This window comes from Marinobacter sp. CHS3-4, from assembly GCF_030053415.1.
In the GTDB taxonomy this organism is placed as follows: Bacteria; Pseudomonadota; Gammaproteobacteria; order Pseudomonadales; family Oleiphilaceae; genus Marinobacter.
Genome location: NZ_JASGBJ010000001.1, coordinates 1,254,173 through 1,272,194, shown reverse-complemented (window position 1 = coordinate 1,272,194; position 18,022 = coordinate 1,254,173). Strand labels below are relative to the sequence as shown.

The following is an 18,022-nucleotide window of genomic DNA, read 5'->3' as shown; positions in this document are numbered from 1 at the left end:
GGATCGAACACGAAAACGCCGGCCCCTGTCCACAGGGATGCCGGCGTTTTTTGTTGTGTGGCCTGAACAAGGCCGGAATCGCATTAGAATTCCCAGACGATCTTTTTCTTCTGAGAAAACCAGTCATCCATTTTGCTGTTGTAGTAATTCTCAAGCACGTTCCGCTTGATCTTCATGGTTGGCGTCAGCATGCCGTTTTCCATGGTCCAGGGTTCCTTGACTACCACGGCAAATGCGAGCTTCTCGTGGGCCTCACACGCTGCGTTTACCTCGTCCAGCTCTGCGGCCAGCTCCTGTTCGAGCTCCTCACGGCTACCACCCGATTCCAGCTCTTCCCTTGCCTCTTCCGAAAGCAGGATCATCAGGCAGGGCTGCGGCTGATTGGCACCCGCCACGCAGACCACCTCGGCCTTGGGATGGTTAAAGCGGTTTTCGATCGGTACCGGCACCACGTACTTGCCTTTTGATGTCTTAAACAGGTCTTTCACCCGACCGGTGATGCGCAGGTATCCGTCAGCGTCGATTTCACCCATATCACCGGTTTTCAGGAAGCCGTCTTCTGTAATGTCCTCGCGGGTTTTCTCCTCGTTCTTGAAATAGCCCAGCATCTGGCTGGGGCTGCGCACCTGCACTTCCTCGCCCTCGGCCAGCCGATGTTCGACTCCCGGGTTGGTCACGCCCACGGTGCCCACCTTGGCCTGCCCCGGCCGATTGGCGTGGGAATAGCCGAAGTTTTCCGACATGCCGTAGACCTCCAGCAACTCCAAACCCAGGTTGCGATACCAACCGATGATGTCTGAAGACAACGGCGCTGCCCCGGTCAATGCGGCCCGGCAGTGTTCCAGGCCCAACTGCTTCAGGACTTTCTTCTTCACCAGTCTGTTCAACAGCGGAATATTGAACAGTACTTTCTGTTTTTTGGGCGGCAGCTTGCTGTTGATGGCCAAATAGAACTTCATCCACAGACGCGGGACCGAGAAGAACAGCGTGGGGCGAGCGCGCTGGAGGTCTTCCTGAAAGGTATCGAGGGAATTGGCGAAATACAGATGAAAACCGTAATACAGCGACTGGGTTTCCACAGCGGCCCGCTCGGCCACGTGTGCCAGTGGCAGATAGGACAGCATGCGCTCTTCGTTGGTTACCGGGAAGATTTTCTGCAGACCATCGGCCGCCGCAATCATGGTTCGGAAACTGTGCATCACGCCTTTGGGGCGTCCGGTGCTACCAGAGGTGTATACGATCGTTGCCAGATCGTCGGGTTCCGGCAACTGGGGATCAATCGGCTCATAATGTTCTATCAATTCCACCCACTTTGGGGTGTCGTCCCTGGGCGACATGGGCAAAGACACGATGGGAAGATCGTCCGGAAGGTGCCCTTTGATGTCGTTCCAGCCGTCTGCCTTGCCATCCAGTTTACCCAGGAACAATAACTTGGCTTCACTGTGCTCAAGCACATACCCGGCAGTGTCGCCATTGAGAGTGGGATATAGAGGAACGGATACGTGGCCTGCTGCCCAGATGGCCAGATCGCTCAGAATCCAGTGAGCACTGTTCTTGCCCAGAATCGCGATGTTACTGCGCTCGGGATATTGCTGGGCCTTTAGATAGGCTGCCATTCGCAAAACCTGATCCGATGCCTGCTTCCAGGTGATGTCCTCGGTCGAGCCGTCCTGGAATGGCTGGGTCAGGTAGACTTTGTCTGGCGTGGTTTTCGCCCAGTAAAATAGGCAATGCAGCGAGGTCTGTTTCTGGCTTTCATCGGCCATCGAACGCTCCTTTTTGTTTTGTGATTATTTTCGTCCGGTCCGGATTCTATACCCATCAATTTACTCTTCGCAAAGACCGGGTGGGACATCGCTAAAATAGTACACTGCGACTTACAGCACACTTTTTAAGTGACAATGCCACTTAATCGTCTAGAGTGTTTTTTTGGCTGGGTTAAGAACAGCCATCAACATCGACTCCATGACAGAGACACCAATGAAAACAACAACTCGCTCGTCACTGATTTTCCCCGCCTGGCTCTTGATCTGTTCAGGCGCTGTTGCCTTCCTGTATTGCGCGTCTGCTGGTTTGCTTACCGTCTAAGTGGCCCAGCCGGACAATCTCAGGACTTCCTAGATTCAAGCTCTCGGGGTACCCTCCCTGCTCACGAACGCTTTGCAGCGACTGTTTTCGTTGCATCATGACAGGGGTACCCCATGCAGGATCTGATTCTTTACCACTATTCCATGTCGCCTTTCTCCGAAAAGATTCGCGCCATGCTGGGCTATTCCGGGGTGCCCTGGCAGTCAATCACGGTGCGAGAAATGCCGCCGCGCAAAGTGCTATCCATTCTGGCGGGTGGCTACCGCAAAGTGCCGGTTGCCCAGATCGGCGCTGACATATTCTGCGACACCCGCACCATTTCGGATGAGCTGGCACGTATCGGCAACAAGCCGGAACTGAGCCTGGCCAATCAACCGCAGGACGTGCACGATTTCGTTAAGAAAACGGATCTGGAGATATTCTTTGCCTGCGTGCTATCCGCCAGTGATAAAAGCATGCTCAAGAAACTGGTCAAAGAGACTTCTCTGTGGAATACGTTCCTGTTTCTCCGGGATCGTATCGCGATGGGCAAATCCTCACGGGTCAGAACAGCGCGGCGGCCCAAGGCCAAAGCCATGGTGCTGGAACACATGGCCAATATGGAGCAAATGCTGACGCAGGATTTCCTGTTTGGCGACAAGCCCTGCATCGCGGACTTTTCTGCCTATCACGGTCTATGGTTTGTCAGCGATCTGGGCGAGAAGAAATGGGTGGAGGAATACCCGAAGGTCAAAGCCTGGCTTGCGCGAATGAAAACGTTCGGTCACGGCGATCCTAAAACCATCAAAGACAAACAGGGTCTGGACGAAGCAAAGGCAGCCAGCCCACGACCAACCCCATCAGAAAGCACCGACGGGCTCACCGGCCATCAGGTGACCGTCGCTCCTGACGATTATGCCCGCGACCCCGTCACCGGCACCCTGGTGTTTGCAGACGATCAGCGGATCATTATCTCGCGGACCCACAAGCGGGTTGGCGAGGTACACGTCCATTTCCCACGTCAGGGTTTTACACTTGAAGCTGTGAATCCTGCTTAGGGTTTAGTGAACGAATAACAGCGCTCATGAAATCGTTCATGAGCGTTTCATCACCACGTTCAGCGATGTCTGCACGCTCTACCTGCCATTGCCGGATATCCTCAAGCAGTGCGTTCATCAACCCCTTAAAAGCAGGCTCCGAGGCGCCTCGTTCGAAGGCTGACTGGGCCACGCCCCGAAGATCACGAGCCAGATTGCCCAGGGGCCTGAGTTCCGCATTCGCCGACGGCTGTTGCGAAATGGATTCATAAGCGGCCGCCGACACAATGCGGGTTGAAGTGAGGCTGAGGCTGAAGCTCGCCAGCTCCTCACCGCCAAGACCAAGGCTCTTCGCCTTGCGAAAGGCCCCCTGAATATCGCCGTCAAAAAACCGGTTCGAAACCTTCTCTACCCGGCTGAACAGATCCGCCAGCGCCTTCCGCTCCCCGGCATTCAGGTCGCCTTCCACGCTGAAGGAATAGCGCCCGGAGAAACCGCTTTCAAAGGACATGCTTAACGACTGCCCCAGTTCGTTCTGACGACTTTCAACAGTGGAACCGGCGTATCGCTGCTCGGCCATTTGCACCGTCACTCGGTCGCCCTCCTCGGTGGTCACTTCAAAGGAAAACAGGGATTCGGACGCTCTTTCCAGGCGATACCCGGAGGCACCAACCGACTCAACAGACGATTGGTTTTCAGCGGGCTGCACGAACTGGCTCTCCAGATCATCCAGGCCTGCCTGAATGCGGTTAAAGCTGTCATCAATATCGGCGTTGAGCTGCTCATCCATCATGCCGATCGCTTCGATCTGTTCTCTTGCCTCGGCAAACCCCTGCGTCACTCCTGCTCTGGCGTCTGAAAGCAAGCCCGCCAGTCGCTCTGTGTCGGCTCCGGAACTCGCCTCGGCCTGCAGCCGCTGCTGCACGAATCCCAGCACTCGTTGCGCAACCTGCTCCGCCGAAGGCGCCTCGAACGTCGACGGAGTAAATCGCGACGCTCCCTGAGCGGGCGCCTTTCCCAGCTGCTGCTCAAGACGCTGGGCCAACCTGGCTTTCAGAACATTGATTGCATCTTCGGCGGTTCGGATGGGGGCACGGGCTGCCTCGGACACCTTGTTATTCTCTGGTGTGCCCTGCCCCGCAGGACCGATGGCATTCGGCACAGATCCGGAAAGCGAGTCGGCAACAACAGGAGAGCGACCGCTCTGGGCGTTGCCGGAAATGATAACGGGAGAAACCATGGCCTGAACCTCGTAACCTGATACACAGGTTATCGGCCGAGGCCCCGGCACCATTAAGAACATTTGGGTATTAAGACGAAGCCGCTAGCGCCTGAAACGGGTTTCAAGCACCACGGCGGAATTGGTTCGTTCAACCCCTTCCAGATTGCCAATCTCGTCCAGCACCGCACTAAGCTGCTCGAGAGACTGGGCCTGAACGATAGCGATCAGATCGTACTCGCCGCTCACGGAATAAAGCTGGGAGACCTGGCTAATGCCCTCCAGAGCGCGGTTGGTTCGTGCCGTCAGTTTCTGGAATACCTTGATGGACACATGAGCTTCAACCTGACTGGCGGCGTAATCAGTGCCCAATTCCACCGAATAGCCTCTGATAACGCCAGATTCTTCCAGGCGGGCAAGCCGATTCTGCACCGTGGACCGAGACAGATCCATCTGGCGTGCCAGATCAGATACGCTGATACGGGCGTTCTGGCGCAGGTGCAGCAACAGCTTTTGATCCTGAATACTCAGCATATTGACCGTAGGCTTGGTTATTTTGCCATAATTTAGCGTCAATCTAACATTTTTGCCACTACATTCTGTCACTCGGTGTGTTCATACTGGCGAAAACGACTTGAGGACTGCGCCATGATCATTCGCCCCGTCGCCATGAAGGATTTGCCCGACCTGAAGGCCATTGCCATCGAGTCCGGCCCCGGCTTTACGTCGTTGGCTAACGACCATGATTTTCTTGTGCAGAAAATTGAACGCTCTATCGCCAGTTTTGCCAATGACGTACGGCACGCCGGAGACCAGAGCTACCTGTTTGTACTGGTAGACCCGGTCGAAGGCCACATCATGGGCACCACCGGCATTGAGGCATCGGTTGGCACACGGCGCCCGCTTTACCACTACCGCGTAGGCGACGCCGTAAAACAGTCTCGCCAGCTTGGCCTTACCCGGCGCCAGCAGACGCTGACCCTCGGCACCCACTACGCCGGCTGCAGCGAGATCTGCACTCTGTTCCTGCGCCCGGACTACCGCCGGGCCTGGGCCGGAAAACTGCTGTCCCGGGTGCGTTTTCTATTCATGGCGCAACACCCGGAACGCTTCGCGGACACGGTGATTGCAGAAATGCGCGGTGTCTGTGATGACGCGGGTCAGTCGCCCTTCTGGCGCTGGCTTCAGGCCCACTTTATTGATCTGGATTTCGCCACCGTCAGCCAGATGGTCGGTACCGGTGACAACGGGTTTATCGCCGACCTGATGCCGGAACATCCGCTGTATACCCACCTGATGGACAAGGATGCCCAGGCAGTGATTGGTGAAGTTCACCCGCAAACCCGGCCGGCACTGCACATGCTCAAATCTGAAGGGTTCCGGTTTAACGGTTACATTGATCCTTTCGACGGCGGCCCAACTGTGGAAGCCCGTCTGTCGGACATCCGTTCGGTGAACCAGTCCAATCGCTGTCAGGTTCATATCCGCCCGGACTCTATCGAGGACACAGGCTCCACCAACAGCGCATGGACAAAAGGCGGTCAGGGTAAGACACTGATGGTTGCCAACACCAAAACCGACGGGTTTCGCGCGACCGTGACCCAGGCTGCTCGCTATTTGCCTGCGCATCAGATGCTTGAGGTCCCGGCCTCTGTCGCTCAACATCTTGGCCTGAGTAGCGGCGCGGAAGTCTGGTTCTCTGATCTGGAAAAACAACGCAACAGCAACCCGTTCTTTGCAGACGCTCAAACAACCACCCCGCTCCTGGAGGCGAATCGTGCACACTGACAGAGACACCCTCTTTGCCAACTTATGGGATAACTATTGCCAGGTGACGCCCTCTGCGCAGCGCATTCATAAGCTGCTCGACAACAGTCAGGGCCAGGCCATCGTCAATGACCACATTGCCCTGCGTACCTTTAACCTGGACAAGCTCAATCTGGACAAACTGGCGGCTCACTTTCTGGCGCTTGGCTATCAGCAGGGCGGTGAATACGACTTCGAAGCCAAGAAGCTGTACGCCCGGCATTACGAGCACCCGGACCCTACCGCTCCCAAAGTGTTTATTTCTGAACTGCTGGTCGAGCGTTGCTCCGAAAGCCTTCAGTCCGTGGTTCATGACCTGGTTGAAGCGGTTGATCCGGCCGTGGTAGCTGAGGACAACTTTTTATACTCCGGTCGGCATTGGGATCTCGACTACGGCACCTACCAGACATTGCTGGAGGAAAGTGAATACGCCGCCTGGCTGGCAGCATGGGGCTATCGCGCCAATCACTTTACGGTCAGTGTGAATCAGCTGAGCCAATTTACGACCCTGGCAGAGGTGAATCAGCGTCTGAAAGACGAAGGGTTCCGGTTGAACACCTCCGGTGGAGAGATCAAAGGATCGCCGGAAGAGCTGCTGGAACAGTCGTCCACGATGGCCGATCGGGCAGAAGTCCAGTTCACCGATCGCACCGCCAGCATTCCCAGCTGCTTTTATGAGTTCGCGTTGCGTTATCCGAAAGCAGATGGTCAGCTATACAGCGGCTTTGTTGCCGCTTCCGCGGATAAAATCTTCGAAAGCACAGACAGCAAAGCCTGATAGAAAGACAATCCTGCAAACGTTTCGTAGACCAACCAGCACGAAACGCATTGTGAGATAAGGGTTTTTAATGTTGGGGGATATAGGTGTCGTCTGGTTGGGTTCACTGGCCAGCCTTCTGGCAGGACTTGGAACCGGAGTCGGTGCACTGGGGGTTTTCGGCGTCAGAAAGCTGACCCCCCAGCTGCAGGACGGCATGCTCAGCGCCGCCGCTGGCGTAATGCTGGCCGCGTCGTTTTTCTCCCTGTTATTGCCCGGTATCGAGTACGGCGAGGAACTGACAGGCGCCACCTGGATCGCCGCCAGCATCGTTATTGTCGGCCTGCTGATGGGCGCCACCCTGCTCTATCTGATTCACCAGCGATTGCCCCACGAACACTTCCAATTGGGTCGCGAAGGGCCCGACAGCGCCCGCATTCGGCGAATCTGGCTGTTTATCATTGCCATTGCCCTGCACAATTTTCCCGAGGGTATGGCGGTAGGCGTCGGCTTCGGTGGCGGCGATATCGGTAACGGTGTCGCGCTGGCCATCGGTATAGGCCTCCAGAACATACCGGAAGGCCTTGCCGTGGCGGTGTCGCTGCTGGCCATTGAGCATTCCCGCCTGAAAGCCTTCACCATTGCCCTGCTGACAGGGCTTCTGGAGCCCATCGGCGGCGTGTTTGGCAGCACCATGGTTTGGCTGGCCGAACCACTGATGCCCTGGACGCTTGGCTTCGCAGCCGGCGCCATGCTCTTCATTATCAGCGACGAAATCATTCCCGAAACCCATCGTGGCGAATTCAAGACATTGGCCACTTTTTCCCTGCTGGGCGGCTTCGTGGTGATGATGTTTCTGGACGCAACGTTGGGCTAATACCGGGCTAGCCCGCGGCCACAACCTGATAAACGCCAATGCCACTCACGATCAGGAGAACCGAACCCAGAACCCGGAAAAACACCGGCGTTTCGGCCCTCAATATGCGATCGTGGGCCTTCAGGCCAATGACATGTCCGATTGCGGCACAAGGTAGTAACCAGAGGTGGTGAATCAGTTGCAAATCCACGCCCACCCATACAAACGCCGCCATCTTGATAACAACCAGAATGAACCACAGGGCAAACAGCGTGTCCCGCAGTTTTTCCTTGGGCAGATGCTGAGCCACCACGGCAATGATCAGCGGCGCTCCAATAAGAGAGGTCCCGCTGACATAACCGCCGAGCATCAGAAACGCCACGTCCACCCAACGGCTGCCGCTGCGAAATGGCCGATTCAGGATGTAGGAAACCGAGTACACAGCCACAATCACGAAAATGATCAGGCTCATGATGTCGGATGGCAGTGTAATCAGGCCGAAAACCCCGATCAGCTTCGGAACGATCATGATGCCCAGAATGCGCCATAGGTAAGGCCAATCGACGGTCGCAACCGCGCCCTGGCCATCATCAACATTCGACACGCTCTTACGGTTGTTTAGCCAGATGGTCAAAGACGAGAACACCAGCAGGTGGACGGCAATCAGTGGCAGGAAAATCAGCGGGTCATCAACAACAAGCAGCAAAAAAGGCAGAGACAGTACGGCGCCACCAAAACCAAGACCGGAGCGAACAAAACCGCTCCAGATAAAGATCAGACCAATCAGAACGTATTGGTACAACGCCAATTCAGACATAGGTTAAGCGAGCCGGGCTGTTGAGTTTCAGACACAAAAGACTAGCGGTCGGTAAGTTTCACTTCGATACGGCGGTTGCGCTGTAACGCTTCGGGGGTGTTTCCAGTAGCCACCGGGAAAAATTCGCCAAACCCGGCCGCCGCCATTCGACGCTCCGGTACGCCTTTTGACGCCAGATACCGCACCACCGACACTGCCCTGGCCGTCGACAGCTCCCAGTTAGAGGGGAACTCCGCCGTGTTGATAGGTATTCGATCCGTGTGTCCGTCGATGCGGAGAATCCAGTCAATGTCTTCGGGAATTTCGGCGACCACATCCAGCAGCACACCAGCGAGCTTGTCCAGCTCTGCCTTGCCGCTGGGGCCAAGACTGGCTGAACCTGAGGCAAACAACAACTCTGAAGGCAGCAGGAACCTGTCTCCGACAACCCTGATATTTTCATTGTCCTGAAGAATATCCCTCAGGCGCGCGAAGAATTCCGACTGATATTGCTCCAGTTCATTCACCCGCTCTGCCAAAAGGGTGTTCAAGCGCTTGCCGACTTCTTTCAGTTCAGCTTCTTTTTTCGCGGTCAGGTTTTCCTGAAGTTTAAGTGCCGCACTGATCCGGCTGAGCTGATCCTGCAATGCATTAATCTGACGCGACAACTGGGCAATGATCGCCCTCTGGGACGCGGAGAGGTCCCGCTGCTGTTCCAGGTCTGCCTGGCGCTCTTCGAGGGTCTGCTCGAGCTGCTCAACCCTTTGAGATTGAGCCTCGGCGTTGAACTTTTGCGCCAAGCGCCCTTTTCGCTCTTCCTCTAATGCCTGCGAAAGCTCATCGTTGATGGCCAGGGTCTCGCCATAAGCAGCCTGCAATTCCGCCATGGCTTCTTCCATCGCCTGGTTCTGTTCTTCCTCAAGACCCAGCAGTCGAGAGATTTCCTCAAGGCGGGTGTTCAACCTCGCGAGTTCCGAGTCCTTGTCTGAAAGCGTCTGCGACAGGTAGAGCTGACTGACGACATAAATCATCAGCATGAAGATGATCAGCATCAGCAATGCCGACAGTGCATCCACATAACCAGGCCAGACATTAATTGTGCTTCGGGTTCGACGCTTCGATCCAATCATGATCTGTCCGCTAGCCGATCCCGCAGCTGCCGGTTTTCCTCTTCAAGACGGGAAAGTTCGTCCAGTTCAGATCCGTCGTCGCCCTCGCCGGCGCGGCCGACGAGGTTGGTGACGCTGGTCAACCATTCTTCCAGACCGTCGTAAAAGCGGTTCTGAGCGTGGCTTGCCTGAATATCCAGAAAGCCAAGAATCAGCGATCCGCCCAGCCCAAGCAGCGAAGAACTGAACGCCGTTCCCATGCCTTCAAGCGGCTGCAGCAGCCCTGACTGAAGGCGCTCGAACACCTGACCAAAATTGCCCTGGCCCATATCGAGGTTAACAATAACCGTCCCCACCGCATTGATCGTGCCCAGAAGCCCCCAGAACGTACCCAGAAGGCCCAGGAATATCAGCAGGCTGATGAAGTAACGCGTAATCTCCCGCTGCTCGTCCATCCGGCTGTGTATGCCATCCAGTACCGTGCGCAGCGACAAGGTAGACAGGCTAAACCGATCCCGCTTGGAATCCTCGTTGAGCTGGCGTGCCAAGGGCTTGAGTAGTCTGGGTTCCTGTAACACCGATAATCCGGCGTTCCCGGTTCTGAACTGGGCGATCCAGCGCAGTTCCGGAAAAAGCACAATGACCTGTCGATAAGTGATCACAATACCGACCACCAGCACGCATAAAATCAGCAGGTTAAACACCCAGTTGGCAAGAAAAGCCGTTTGGAGGGGTTGATAGATGAGGGCGCAGACGACCAGCACGACCGCCAGAAACGCCGTCATCCAGAACAGGGTATGCTTGGGATTACTCATGAACAACACCGGTCAGGTTCGGATGTACTGTGTAAAAGCTAGCACACAAACCTGACCGATGTCTGAATGCCTTCTACTGTGAAAGGCCGTAGCTGGCAAGCACCTCGTCAATTTCCCCGGCGTCACGGGCCTGATCAAGAGCCGCCTGCAAGTCATCAACCACGGACTGGTCGGTCTCGTTGCTTACAGCCAGATACATGGGCGTTTCCCGGAATACCAGTACCGGCTTAAGCCCCGTGATACCGTGCTGTTCCTCGGCTACCAGAGGGCCTACGGCACCGTCTGTCACCCACAGATCCGCTTGCCCCAGTGTCAGTCGCCTGGGGTTTTGTTCACCGCTGACGCTGGCAATCACTTCAAAGCCTTCGCTGATGAGGTAGTCAGACATCACATCCCCTTTATAACCGGCGATGGTGTACTGACGCGCTTCCTCGAGCGAGTCGATACTGATATCCGAGTCTGGCGCTGCAAACAGGGTCCACCGGATGGACGCCAAAGGCCCCACCCACTGAAACTCGTTTTCACGCTCTTCGGTGCGTGCGGTGCAGAACAGACCATGATTTTCCCGTCCTTTCACCCAGTCATAGGCCAGGCTCCAGTCACGCATTTTCATGACAAAGTCATAATCCAGCCGGGACATCATGGCCTTCACCATGTCCGTGCAGATGCCAGAGATATCCTCGGAATCGTGAGCAAAGCTCTTGCCGTTCGTGGGTGCGTTGTAGGGCGGGTAGTTTTCGGTGAATATATAGAACCGCTCACCCTCGGCGGCTGTCAGAGGCCCCGCACACATCAGCAGAAGCCATGGCAGAGTTTTACTCAGAATCCTACCCAAAAGGGTGCTTCGGTTCTCTGGTTGTTCCGACATGACATTGACCTCTTGGCTGACCCATTCGATGAATTTTCCGAACCTGGACGAAAAAGCTAGCGCCTCTGGTATTTTTTGCAATACGACCATCATGTAGGGTCTGGTGAATGATTTCAGTGAAATTTCGTATCCCGGCTCGGCCGTTTTCTCCAGGAGCTTGATTCAATTATGGAAAACCATGTCGTTATCACTTACTGTCCGGGCTGCAAGTGGCTGCTGCGTTCGGCCTGGATGGCTCAGGAACTGCTTTCCACGTTCGAAGATGAGCTTGACGAGCTGTCTCTTCGCCCCGGGCCAAGCGGAATTTTTGAAGTCCACGTGAACGGCCAACGCATCTGGTCACGCAAGGAAGCGCAACGATTCCCGGACATCAAGGAACTCAAACAACTGGTACGCGACCGGATCTCTCCTAATCGTTCACTGGGACATACCGACAGGTCTTCAGCAGATTAACCGGATCTATCGATGACCTGATACATTGGGTGTCAAAGGCTTAGACATTGGTTGAGGGATACTTGTGACGCTCGCCATTTCAGGCCACTATCTACGCCTCTGCAAAAAATCCAAAGGAAAGGCATGTTTCTTGACCGTTACCACTCACTACAGAATGGCAAGGTAGTGATCGATGCCCATCAGGGCAGCCGTTTTGCCAAGGAAGTTGCTGGCGACTTCAATCCCATTCACAACCCTGACGCCCGGCGCTTCTGTGTGCCAGGTGATCTGCTGTTCGCGCTGTTGTTGTCACACTTTGGCCTGTACCGAAACATGACTTTCCACTTTCGCAGCCTGCTCGGGGACTCCGTGCCATTGACCCTGAAAGAGGATGAAGACGGTCTGATCCGGGTTTATGACGACAGCGGCAAGATCTACATAGAAGTCGAACGCAGTGGTGAGTCAACCAAGGATCAGGATCTGATTGAGTCCCTGACCAAGTGCTACGTGGCCGCCTCTGGCAAGAACTTCCCTCATACCCTGAAACCACTGATGGAAAAAAATGGCCTGATGTTCAATCCAGACAGGCCAATGGTCATGTACCAGAGCATGAGCCTGCAGCTGGAAACCCTGGACATCTCCAACCCCGCACTGGAATTGGGCAATGCCTCTCTGACCGCAGAAGGAAAAAGAGGCAACGTGGCCCTGGATTACCAGCTGGTTTCAAATGGCCAGATTACTGGTCACGTCTCCAAAAAACTGGTGGTAAGCGGCCTCCGCGAATACGACGCAGACGCCATGGACGAAGTTGTCGAGCAATTCTACCGCCTGAAGGCCCGAGCCTGGGACTGACCCCGGACCCTGGCCTGGCGGTTCAGGCCAGTTCGAATTTCCGGCGGATACCTTCAATGCGCTTGCGGTTCACGCCCAGATCAGAGTACCCCAGTCGCGACGCGGAGCGCACGTGAATGACCTCTTCAGCCGGATCGCAGTAGAACTCCAGGTCATCGACAAAACCGAGCAGTTTGGATGCGCACTCGAAGTAGAGATAATGCTTGTCCTCCTCGACCAGCGAGGCGCCGGGCAATTTGTTGACCACTTCCTTCAGACGCTTCATGTCAGCGGCGGGCTCACCAGAAAGAGGCAGTGGCGGCACGCGATGGCTGGCTGAACTGGCCTGACTGGAAACACAATTGGGTTTGCCGGGGCAGGCCGCCAATTTGCCATCCTTTACACCCAGATTTTTCGGTCGCTTTCCTGCCAACATACAATGATCCTTTCTTGCTGCGTATTAATTTGTAGTGGGAATATCTGATTCGAGCATCTGCGCACGTATGCGGGGAAGATGCTCCGGGTAATGATGCTGTATATAACGAATAAGGCCTTCTCTCATCTCACAACGTAAGTTCCACAATGCACTGGAGTCCTTCGCGCTCATCAAAAAGCGGATCTGCATGGCTTTATCGCCAGCGTCGACCACCTGCACCGTTTCCGTCACCCCGTCCCAATCAGCCGACGCCCGCAGCAAACGGGCAAACTCTTCTCTCAACGGGTCGATGGGGATGCTGTAATCTACCCAGATCAGTGCGCTGCCAATCAGATCGGAGCTATTACGAGACCAGTTCTGAAACGGATTTTCGATAAACCACTGCAGCGGCACCACCAGGCGACGCAGGTCCCAGACTCTTAAAACGACATAAGTCGCCGTGACCTCCTCTACCCAGCACCATTCATTCTGAACATATACCACATCATCAATGCGCAATGGTTGCGTGAGGGCAATCTGCATACCGGCCAGCAAATTGCTGAGCACCGGTCGCGCAGCGAAGCCCAGAATGATGCCACCCACACCGGCAGACGCCAGCAGGCTGGTGCCGATCTGGCGCACAGAATCGAATGTCATCAGCGCCAGGCCAGTACCAATCAGCACAATAACGATGTTCAGGCCACGGACCAGGAAGCGGGTCTGAGTCTCAACCTTGCGCGCTTTTTTCCACCGGCCTTCCAACGCCGGGTTGAGTTTGACAATCACTTCGCCAATCGCCGAGGTGCAGCACACCGCTGCCCAGGTCAGTGAGCCGACCAATAGCAGTGTGACCAATTGCTGTATACCCGGCAGCAGAGGCAGATCACTCGGCGCAGAGTGAAGCACTCCGTTGACCGCGAAGAGGCAGAGCGACACCCAGATTGCAGGAGCGGCCGCGTTGAAAAACATGCGGGTTGCCGATGCGGGCGTGAAGAATCGCACCAGCAGATAAACCAGCACCTTGTACGCCATGATGGCCAGAAAAACAGCGAAGAGCGCGTAGCCAACAGTCGTCAGCCAGGCGGCAAATGCGTCCTGAACGGTTGTCACCATGAACCCTCCTACAGGCGTCGTGAAACCCCTGACAAACTAGCAGGTTATGAGGGTAGCGGGAACCTAGGAAACGTTTTGCTCGAGGAATTTCATGTAAGACGCGCTCACTCTGTCGGGTGCCTCCACCTGTGGGTAGTGTCCTATATCCTCCAGTTGCTCCAGCCAGGCCAATGGCAGCTCAAGCTCTTTGAATCGCTCAACCATATGAGCACCGGATACCGGATCCAGTGAACCGTTGATCAAAGCCACCGGAATCCGGGCGCTTCTGATCGCTTCAACCCATCGTTCCCGATGGATTTTACGGTCAGTCATGTAGGTAATCAGGTTATGAAAGATGTGCTTGCCATCGTTGTATGTGACCAGAGACCAGAACTGATCCAGCTCTTCCGCCGAAGGCTTGGTGTCAGGTCCGAACACGCGTGAGAAGGCAGCATCGAATTTGCGCTTGTTCGAAAGCTTGTTGAACAACCACCCCAGAGGACTCAGCAGCAATTTCTGGGTAAGCAACGCGCGATGAGTTTCGGGGAACAGGCCGCCATTAAGAAAACACACCGATAACCACTGCCCCGCACCGTCGCCCGAGTTTTGACGGGCCAGCAGTTCCTGCGCCACGGTATCGCCGTAGTCATGCGCCAGCACGTGAAACTGATTCAGACCAAGCTCTCTGACCAGGCCTTCCACCAAATCCGCCTGTTCGTGGATCGAGTAGCGATGCCCTTTGGGCTTGTCGGAAAAACCAAACCCCAGCATATCCATGGCGACCAACCGATAATTCCGGCGAAGACTGGCCCACACAGGTTGCCAGTCCCAACTCGAGGTGGGAAAACCATGAATCAGTAAAATCGTGGGCTGATTTGGCTCGCCTTCGTCCACCAGGAACAGATTTCGACCGTTGATTTGCCGGTATTCACCGAGGGCTTTCCAGTCTTCGGGCTGCATGTGTGCTCCTATTCTTGTTGTTCTGGTTGAGAATCATGCTAAAACATGAACTTGACGTCAAGTTTCAGTTATTGTTCAATTTGCGCAAATACCAGAGATTATCGTCTATGAGAGCGTCCCCAAAAGCTGCACCTAAACAGGAACGCGCGATCCGCAAGCGCAATGCCCTGCTGGCGTCAGCGTCTGCCGAGTTCTCAGCCAAAGGGTTTGAAGCGACAACCGCAAAATCCATCGCCGACCACGCTGGCGTGGCAACAGGTACGTTCTATCAGCATTTCCACAATAAGGATGACGTACTGCTGGAGGTCACACGCCAGCGGTTTGAAGCACTACACGCGCATTTGCAGGTCCCAGAGGCAGACCTGAATGTGGCGGAGGGATCAGATCGGGGCACCGACTTGCAACAGGTTTTCAGCCAGGCATTGAGCTTTCTATACGATTTCCACCAACAGGAAGCGGGCTTGCATGATGTTCTGGAATACCGGCGCCGCGTGGATCCAGCTCTGGCCGAATTGATGGACGGTGGAGAAGCAATTTTGATGGAGCGTGTTCGCGCCTTCGTAGCCCGCTACGTGCGTGATCAGGTCGAGACTACCGCTTTTTGTCTGTTTTCCATGGCAGAAGGCATCGTGCATCGGCACGTATTTCAGGGCCACAGCGCTGTCTCCCGCGACGAAGTTATTGCCACGGGAACCCGTCTGTTATCGGCCTATTTCGAACAACAACGTCAGTGTTGAGGCGATCATGAGTGACACAGCAGCACAAGCTACATCGTGGGATTACCTGATTCGCGGCGCCAAAGTCTTTGACGGCAGCGGCGCGCTCCCGGCTCGGGAAGATATTGCCATCGCCGACGGGAAAATTGCGGCGAGGGCCCCCGAACTGGACCCGAGTAAAGCCAGCAAGGTTATCGACGGCACCGATCGCTGGGCCATGCCCGGCCTGTTTGACATCCATACCCACTACGATCTGGAACTGGAAGTGGCTCCAGGCCTGCCGGAATCAGTGCGACATGGCACCACCACCGTTGTCATCGCCAACTGCAGCCTGGGGCTGGCCTTCGGTGCCCAGCGCAAAGAGGGCGCCGACCCGATTGTCGACTGCTATGCCCGCGTCGAGAATATTCCAAAGGATGTCCTCAGAGCCACTGCCGATAAAGTGGACTGGCACAATCCGAAGGAATACATGCAGCACCTGAACAAGCTGAACCTGGGCCCCAACCTGGTGACGATGGTGCCTCACTCCATGCTGCGGATCGAAGTCATGGGCTTTGACGCCAGCATTTCCCGTGACCCGACGGAAGACGAACTCGTCGCCATGGAAGAATTGCTGGATAAGGCCATGGACAACGGCTATGCGGGTTTTTCCACCGATGCACTGCCCTTTCATTATCTGGCCAATCAGCCCAACACCCGGAAGACCATTCCAACCCAGTTCGCCAAGTACTATGAAATCAAGCGGTTGACGGACGTAGTTCGGCGCAAAGGTGGTATCTGGCAGGCGACTCCTCCGAAAGACAGCACCATTGGCACCATCAAAACCTTCCTGCTGAGCTGTGGACGCCTGCACGGCAAGCCTTTGAAGACCACGGTGGTCGCCGCGCTGGACGTCCAAAGCAACCGCAAGATCGTGCGACTGGCACGTTTGCTGGCCCGCATCCTGAATTCCCGATTCCTGAAAGGTGATTTCCACCTCCAGGCTCTGGCTGCGCCCTTCAAAACCTGGTCAGATGGCGCAGTGACGCCACTGTCTGAGGAAATCGAAGAACTGCGCATTCTCAACGAAACCGAATTGGAAGACCGGGAAACCCGCTGCAAGATCCTGAACGACCCGGAATACATCGAGAAGTTCAAAGCCATGTGGATGCATGGCAAGCAGGGCTTCGGACTGGCGAGGATCAAACGCCTGCTGCGTTTGGAGGACTATGCGTTCAACCGCACCCTGGCAGACATGACCATCGACATTTGCCCACTGAAAGAGTGGGAAGGTCTGACGTTCGCCGAGGTGTTCGATCGTGTTCGTGCCGCCAACGCCGGCAATACGAGCCAACTGACCGATAGCGAACACTCGCTGATCAAAGACTACTTCACGCAGGTTCAGGACGAAGCGGATTTTGTGCTGGCCATGCTTCGGGCATTTGATCGTGATCTGAGCTGGTACACCGTCTCTGCCAACCGCAACGAGACCGTGGTCCGCAAACTGTTGATGGATCGTCAACTACTGCCGGGATTCAATGACAGCGGTGCGCACCTTACCAACATGGCATTTTACGATGGCAATCTGCGGGCATTGAAATTGGCCTCTGACGGAGGCGATGCCGATGTCGCCTATATGGTTCGCCGTTTGACCAGCGACCCGGCAAAGGTGTTCGGCGTTAAGGGTGGCACCATCAATGTGGGAGACCAGGCGGATCTGATTCTTATCGATCCATCCGCTCTGCGGCGAATGGACCACAACAACACCGTGAAACGCCAGTATCGGGAGGAATTCCAGCACGAGCAGCTGGTCAACCGTACCGATGGCGTAGTACCGCTGGTCATGATCGCTGGGCACGCCGCCTGGAACGGAGACGACTTCGAGCCCAGCCTCGGCACCACGAAAATGGGCACTGTGCTGGAAACGACCTTTTAAAAATTAGCTTACTCCCCATTATCGAACGGTCGCAGGTTTTCTGCACCAAAACAGGTCAGGGCATCAGGTCAATACCTGATGCCCCACCTACCCAAGCATCCGTCAGCTTCTTACCCTCCTCCTTAATTGCCTAATTTAAATACTCTTTTTTAACTTTCGACATAACAGGCATGGCAATTGCCTAATAATAGGCAGATCCTGTTGATGATCTTCATTGCCATCCAGGGCACAGAAAACCGAATTATCGGACAAAGGCGTCCGCACACCCCTCAAAGCCTGGGGTATGTGTGGGTGTCTTTTTTTTGCGCCTGAAAAATGATTTTAAATGTAC

At 55.3% G+C, this 18,022-nt stretch carries 18 protein-coding genes; 8 read left to right on the top strand and 10 right to left on the bottom strand.

All coding sequences use genetic code 11. The features are described 5' to 3' along the window. Nucleotides 1-83 precede the first annotated feature (83 nt). On the bottom strand, nucleotides 84-1,766 hold the full coding sequence (locus tag QLQ17_RS05905) for an AMP-binding protein (RefSeq protein ID WP_283208618.1): 1,683 nt from the start codon (nucleotides 1,764-1,766) through the stop codon (nucleotides 84-86). 435 nt (nucleotides 1,767-2,201) lie between these two features. On the opposite strand from QLQ17_RS05905, the gene QLQ17_RS05900 reads away from it, so the two are divergent. Further along, nucleotides 2,202-3,125, top strand: coding sequence for a glutathione S-transferase family protein (locus tag QLQ17_RS05900; RefSeq protein ID WP_283208617.1), 924 nt, complete (start codon nucleotides 2,202-2,204; stop codon nucleotides 3,123-3,125). On the opposite strand, the gene QLQ17_RS05895 is transcribed toward QLQ17_RS05900, so the two are convergent. Further along, entirely contained in the window at nucleotides 3,097-4,344 is a 1,248-nt protein-coding gene (locus QLQ17_RS05895) for a DUF5610 domain-containing protein (RefSeq protein WP_283208616.1), read from the bottom strand. The two genes, QLQ17_RS05900 and QLQ17_RS05895, sit on opposite strands and share 29 nt — an antisense overlap. A gap of 84 nt (nucleotides 4,345-4,428) precedes the next feature. After that, the gene (locus QLQ17_RS05890) at nucleotides 4,429-4,857 is read right to left on the bottom strand and encodes an Lrp/AsnC family transcriptional regulator (protein WP_283208615.1); all 429 of its coding nucleotides are present in this window, start codon (nucleotides 4,855-4,857) and stop codon (nucleotides 4,429-4,431) included. A 114-nt stretch (nucleotides 4,858-4,971) separates the two neighbouring features. Here QLQ17_RS05890 and QLQ17_RS05885 point away from each other — a divergent pair, with 114 nt between their 5' ends. The 3 genes from QLQ17_RS05885 to QLQ17_RS05875 all read left to right on the top strand — a co-directional run bounded on the left by QLQ17_RS05885 (nucleotide 4,972) and on the right by QLQ17_RS05875 (nucleotide 7,763). After that, nucleotides 4,972-6,111 carry an arginine N-succinyltransferase gene (locus tag QLQ17_RS05885; protein WP_283208614.1) on the top strand — a complete coding sequence of 380 codons (1,140 nt, stop codon included), beginning with the start codon at nucleotides 4,972-4,974 and terminating at the stop codon, nucleotides 6,109-6,111. Further along, on the top strand, nucleotides 6,101-6,907 hold the full coding sequence (locus QLQ17_RS05880) for a DUF1338 domain-containing protein (RefSeq protein WP_283208613.1): 807 nt from the start codon (nucleotides 6,101-6,103) through the stop codon (nucleotides 6,905-6,907). Before QLQ17_RS05885 ends, QLQ17_RS05880 begins: the two co-directional genes overlap by 11 nt. A 70-nt stretch (nucleotides 6,908-6,977) precedes the next feature. Further along, nucleotides 6,978-7,763: a ZIP family metal transporter gene (locus QLQ17_RS05875; protein WP_283208612.1), complete on the top strand. Its 786-nt coding sequence runs from the start codon at nucleotides 6,978-6,980 to the stop codon at nucleotides 7,761-7,763. A 7-nt stretch (nucleotides 7,764-7,770) separates the two neighbouring features. On the opposite strand, the gene QLQ17_RS05870 is transcribed toward QLQ17_RS05875, so the two are convergent. The 4 genes from QLQ17_RS05870 to QLQ17_RS05855 all read right to left on the bottom strand — a co-directional run bounded on the left by QLQ17_RS05870 (nucleotide 7,771) and on the right by QLQ17_RS05855 (nucleotide 11,330). Continuing rightward, nucleotides 7,771-8,559 carry a sulfite exporter TauE/SafE family protein gene (locus tag QLQ17_RS05870; protein WP_283208611.1) on the bottom strand — a complete coding sequence of 263 codons (789 nt, stop codon included), beginning with the start codon at nucleotides 8,557-8,559 and terminating at the stop codon, nucleotides 7,771-7,773. Between the two features lie 41 nt (nucleotides 8,560-8,600). Beyond that, nucleotides 8,601-9,668 carry a peptidoglycan -binding protein gene (locus tag QLQ17_RS05865; protein ID WP_283208610.1) on the bottom strand — a complete coding sequence of 356 codons (1,068 nt, stop codon included), beginning with the start codon at nucleotides 9,666-9,668 and terminating at the stop codon, nucleotides 8,601-8,603. Continuing rightward, nucleotides 9,665-10,462 (bottom strand): flagellar motor protein MotA, encoded by a 798-nt coding sequence (locus QLQ17_RS05860; protein ID WP_283208609.1) that lies wholly within the window; start codon nucleotides 10,460-10,462, stop codon nucleotides 9,665-9,667. The genes QLQ17_RS05865 and QLQ17_RS05860 overlap by 4 nt, the downstream gene beginning before the upstream one ends. Before the next feature lie 73 nt (nucleotides 10,463-10,535). Beyond that, nucleotides 10,536-11,330, bottom strand: coding sequence for a substrate-binding periplasmic protein (locus QLQ17_RS05855; RefSeq protein WP_283208608.1), 795 nt, complete (start codon nucleotides 11,328-11,330; stop codon nucleotides 10,536-10,538). 168 nt (nucleotides 11,331-11,498) lie between these two features. Between QLQ17_RS05855 and QLQ17_RS05850 the strand changes: the two genes are divergently transcribed. Together QLQ17_RS05850 and QLQ17_RS05845 are read left to right on the top strand one after the other, a co-directional pair. Continuing rightward, nucleotides 11,499-11,783, top strand: a complete 285-nt coding sequence (locus tag QLQ17_RS05850; protein WP_283208607.1) for an Rdx family protein — start codon at nucleotides 11,499-11,501, stop codon at nucleotides 11,781-11,783. A 123-nt stretch (nucleotides 11,784-11,906) separates the two neighbouring features. Further along, entirely contained in the window at nucleotides 11,907-12,614 is a 708-nt protein-coding gene (locus QLQ17_RS05845; protein ID WP_283208606.1) for a DUF3581 family protein, read from the top strand. Nucleotides 12,615-12,636: 22 nt separating this feature from the next. Here the strand turns inward: QLQ17_RS05845 and QLQ17_RS05840 are convergent, their stop codons facing one another. From QLQ17_RS05840 to QLQ17_RS05830, 3 genes are all read right to left on the bottom strand, one after another. Continuing rightward, nucleotides 12,637-13,029 carry a DUF1499 domain-containing protein gene (locus QLQ17_RS05840; RefSeq protein WP_283208605.1) on the bottom strand — a complete coding sequence of 131 codons (393 nt, stop codon included), beginning with the start codon at nucleotides 13,027-13,029 and terminating at the stop codon, nucleotides 12,637-12,639. A 24-nt stretch (nucleotides 13,030-13,053) separates the two neighbouring features. Then, nucleotides 13,054-14,121 (bottom strand): mechanosensitive ion channel family protein, encoded by a 1,068-nt coding sequence (locus QLQ17_RS05835; RefSeq protein ID WP_283208604.1) that lies wholly within the window; start codon nucleotides 14,119-14,121, stop codon nucleotides 13,054-13,056. Between the two features lie 63 nt (nucleotides 14,122-14,184). Continuing rightward, nucleotides 14,185-15,060 (bottom strand): alpha/beta fold hydrolase, encoded by an 876-nt coding sequence (locus tag QLQ17_RS05830; RefSeq protein WP_283208603.1) that lies wholly within the window; start codon nucleotides 15,058-15,060, stop codon nucleotides 14,185-14,187. 107 nt (nucleotides 15,061-15,167) lie between these two features. Here QLQ17_RS05830 and QLQ17_RS05825 point away from each other — a divergent pair, with 107 nt between their 5' ends. Together QLQ17_RS05825 and QLQ17_RS05820 are read left to right on the top strand one after the other, a co-directional pair. Next, the gene (locus QLQ17_RS05825) at nucleotides 15,168-15,797 is read left to right on the top strand and encodes a TetR/AcrR family transcriptional regulator (protein WP_283208602.1); all 630 of its coding nucleotides are present in this window, start codon (nucleotides 15,168-15,170) and stop codon (nucleotides 15,795-15,797) included. Nucleotides 15,798-15,804: 7 nt separating this feature from the next. Then, nucleotides 15,805-17,691, top strand: coding sequence for an N-acyl-D-amino-acid deacylase family protein (locus tag QLQ17_RS05820; RefSeq protein WP_283208601.1), 1,887 nt, complete (start codon nucleotides 15,805-15,807; stop codon nucleotides 17,689-17,691). The last annotated feature ends 331 nt before the right edge of the window (nucleotides 17,692-18,022 follow it).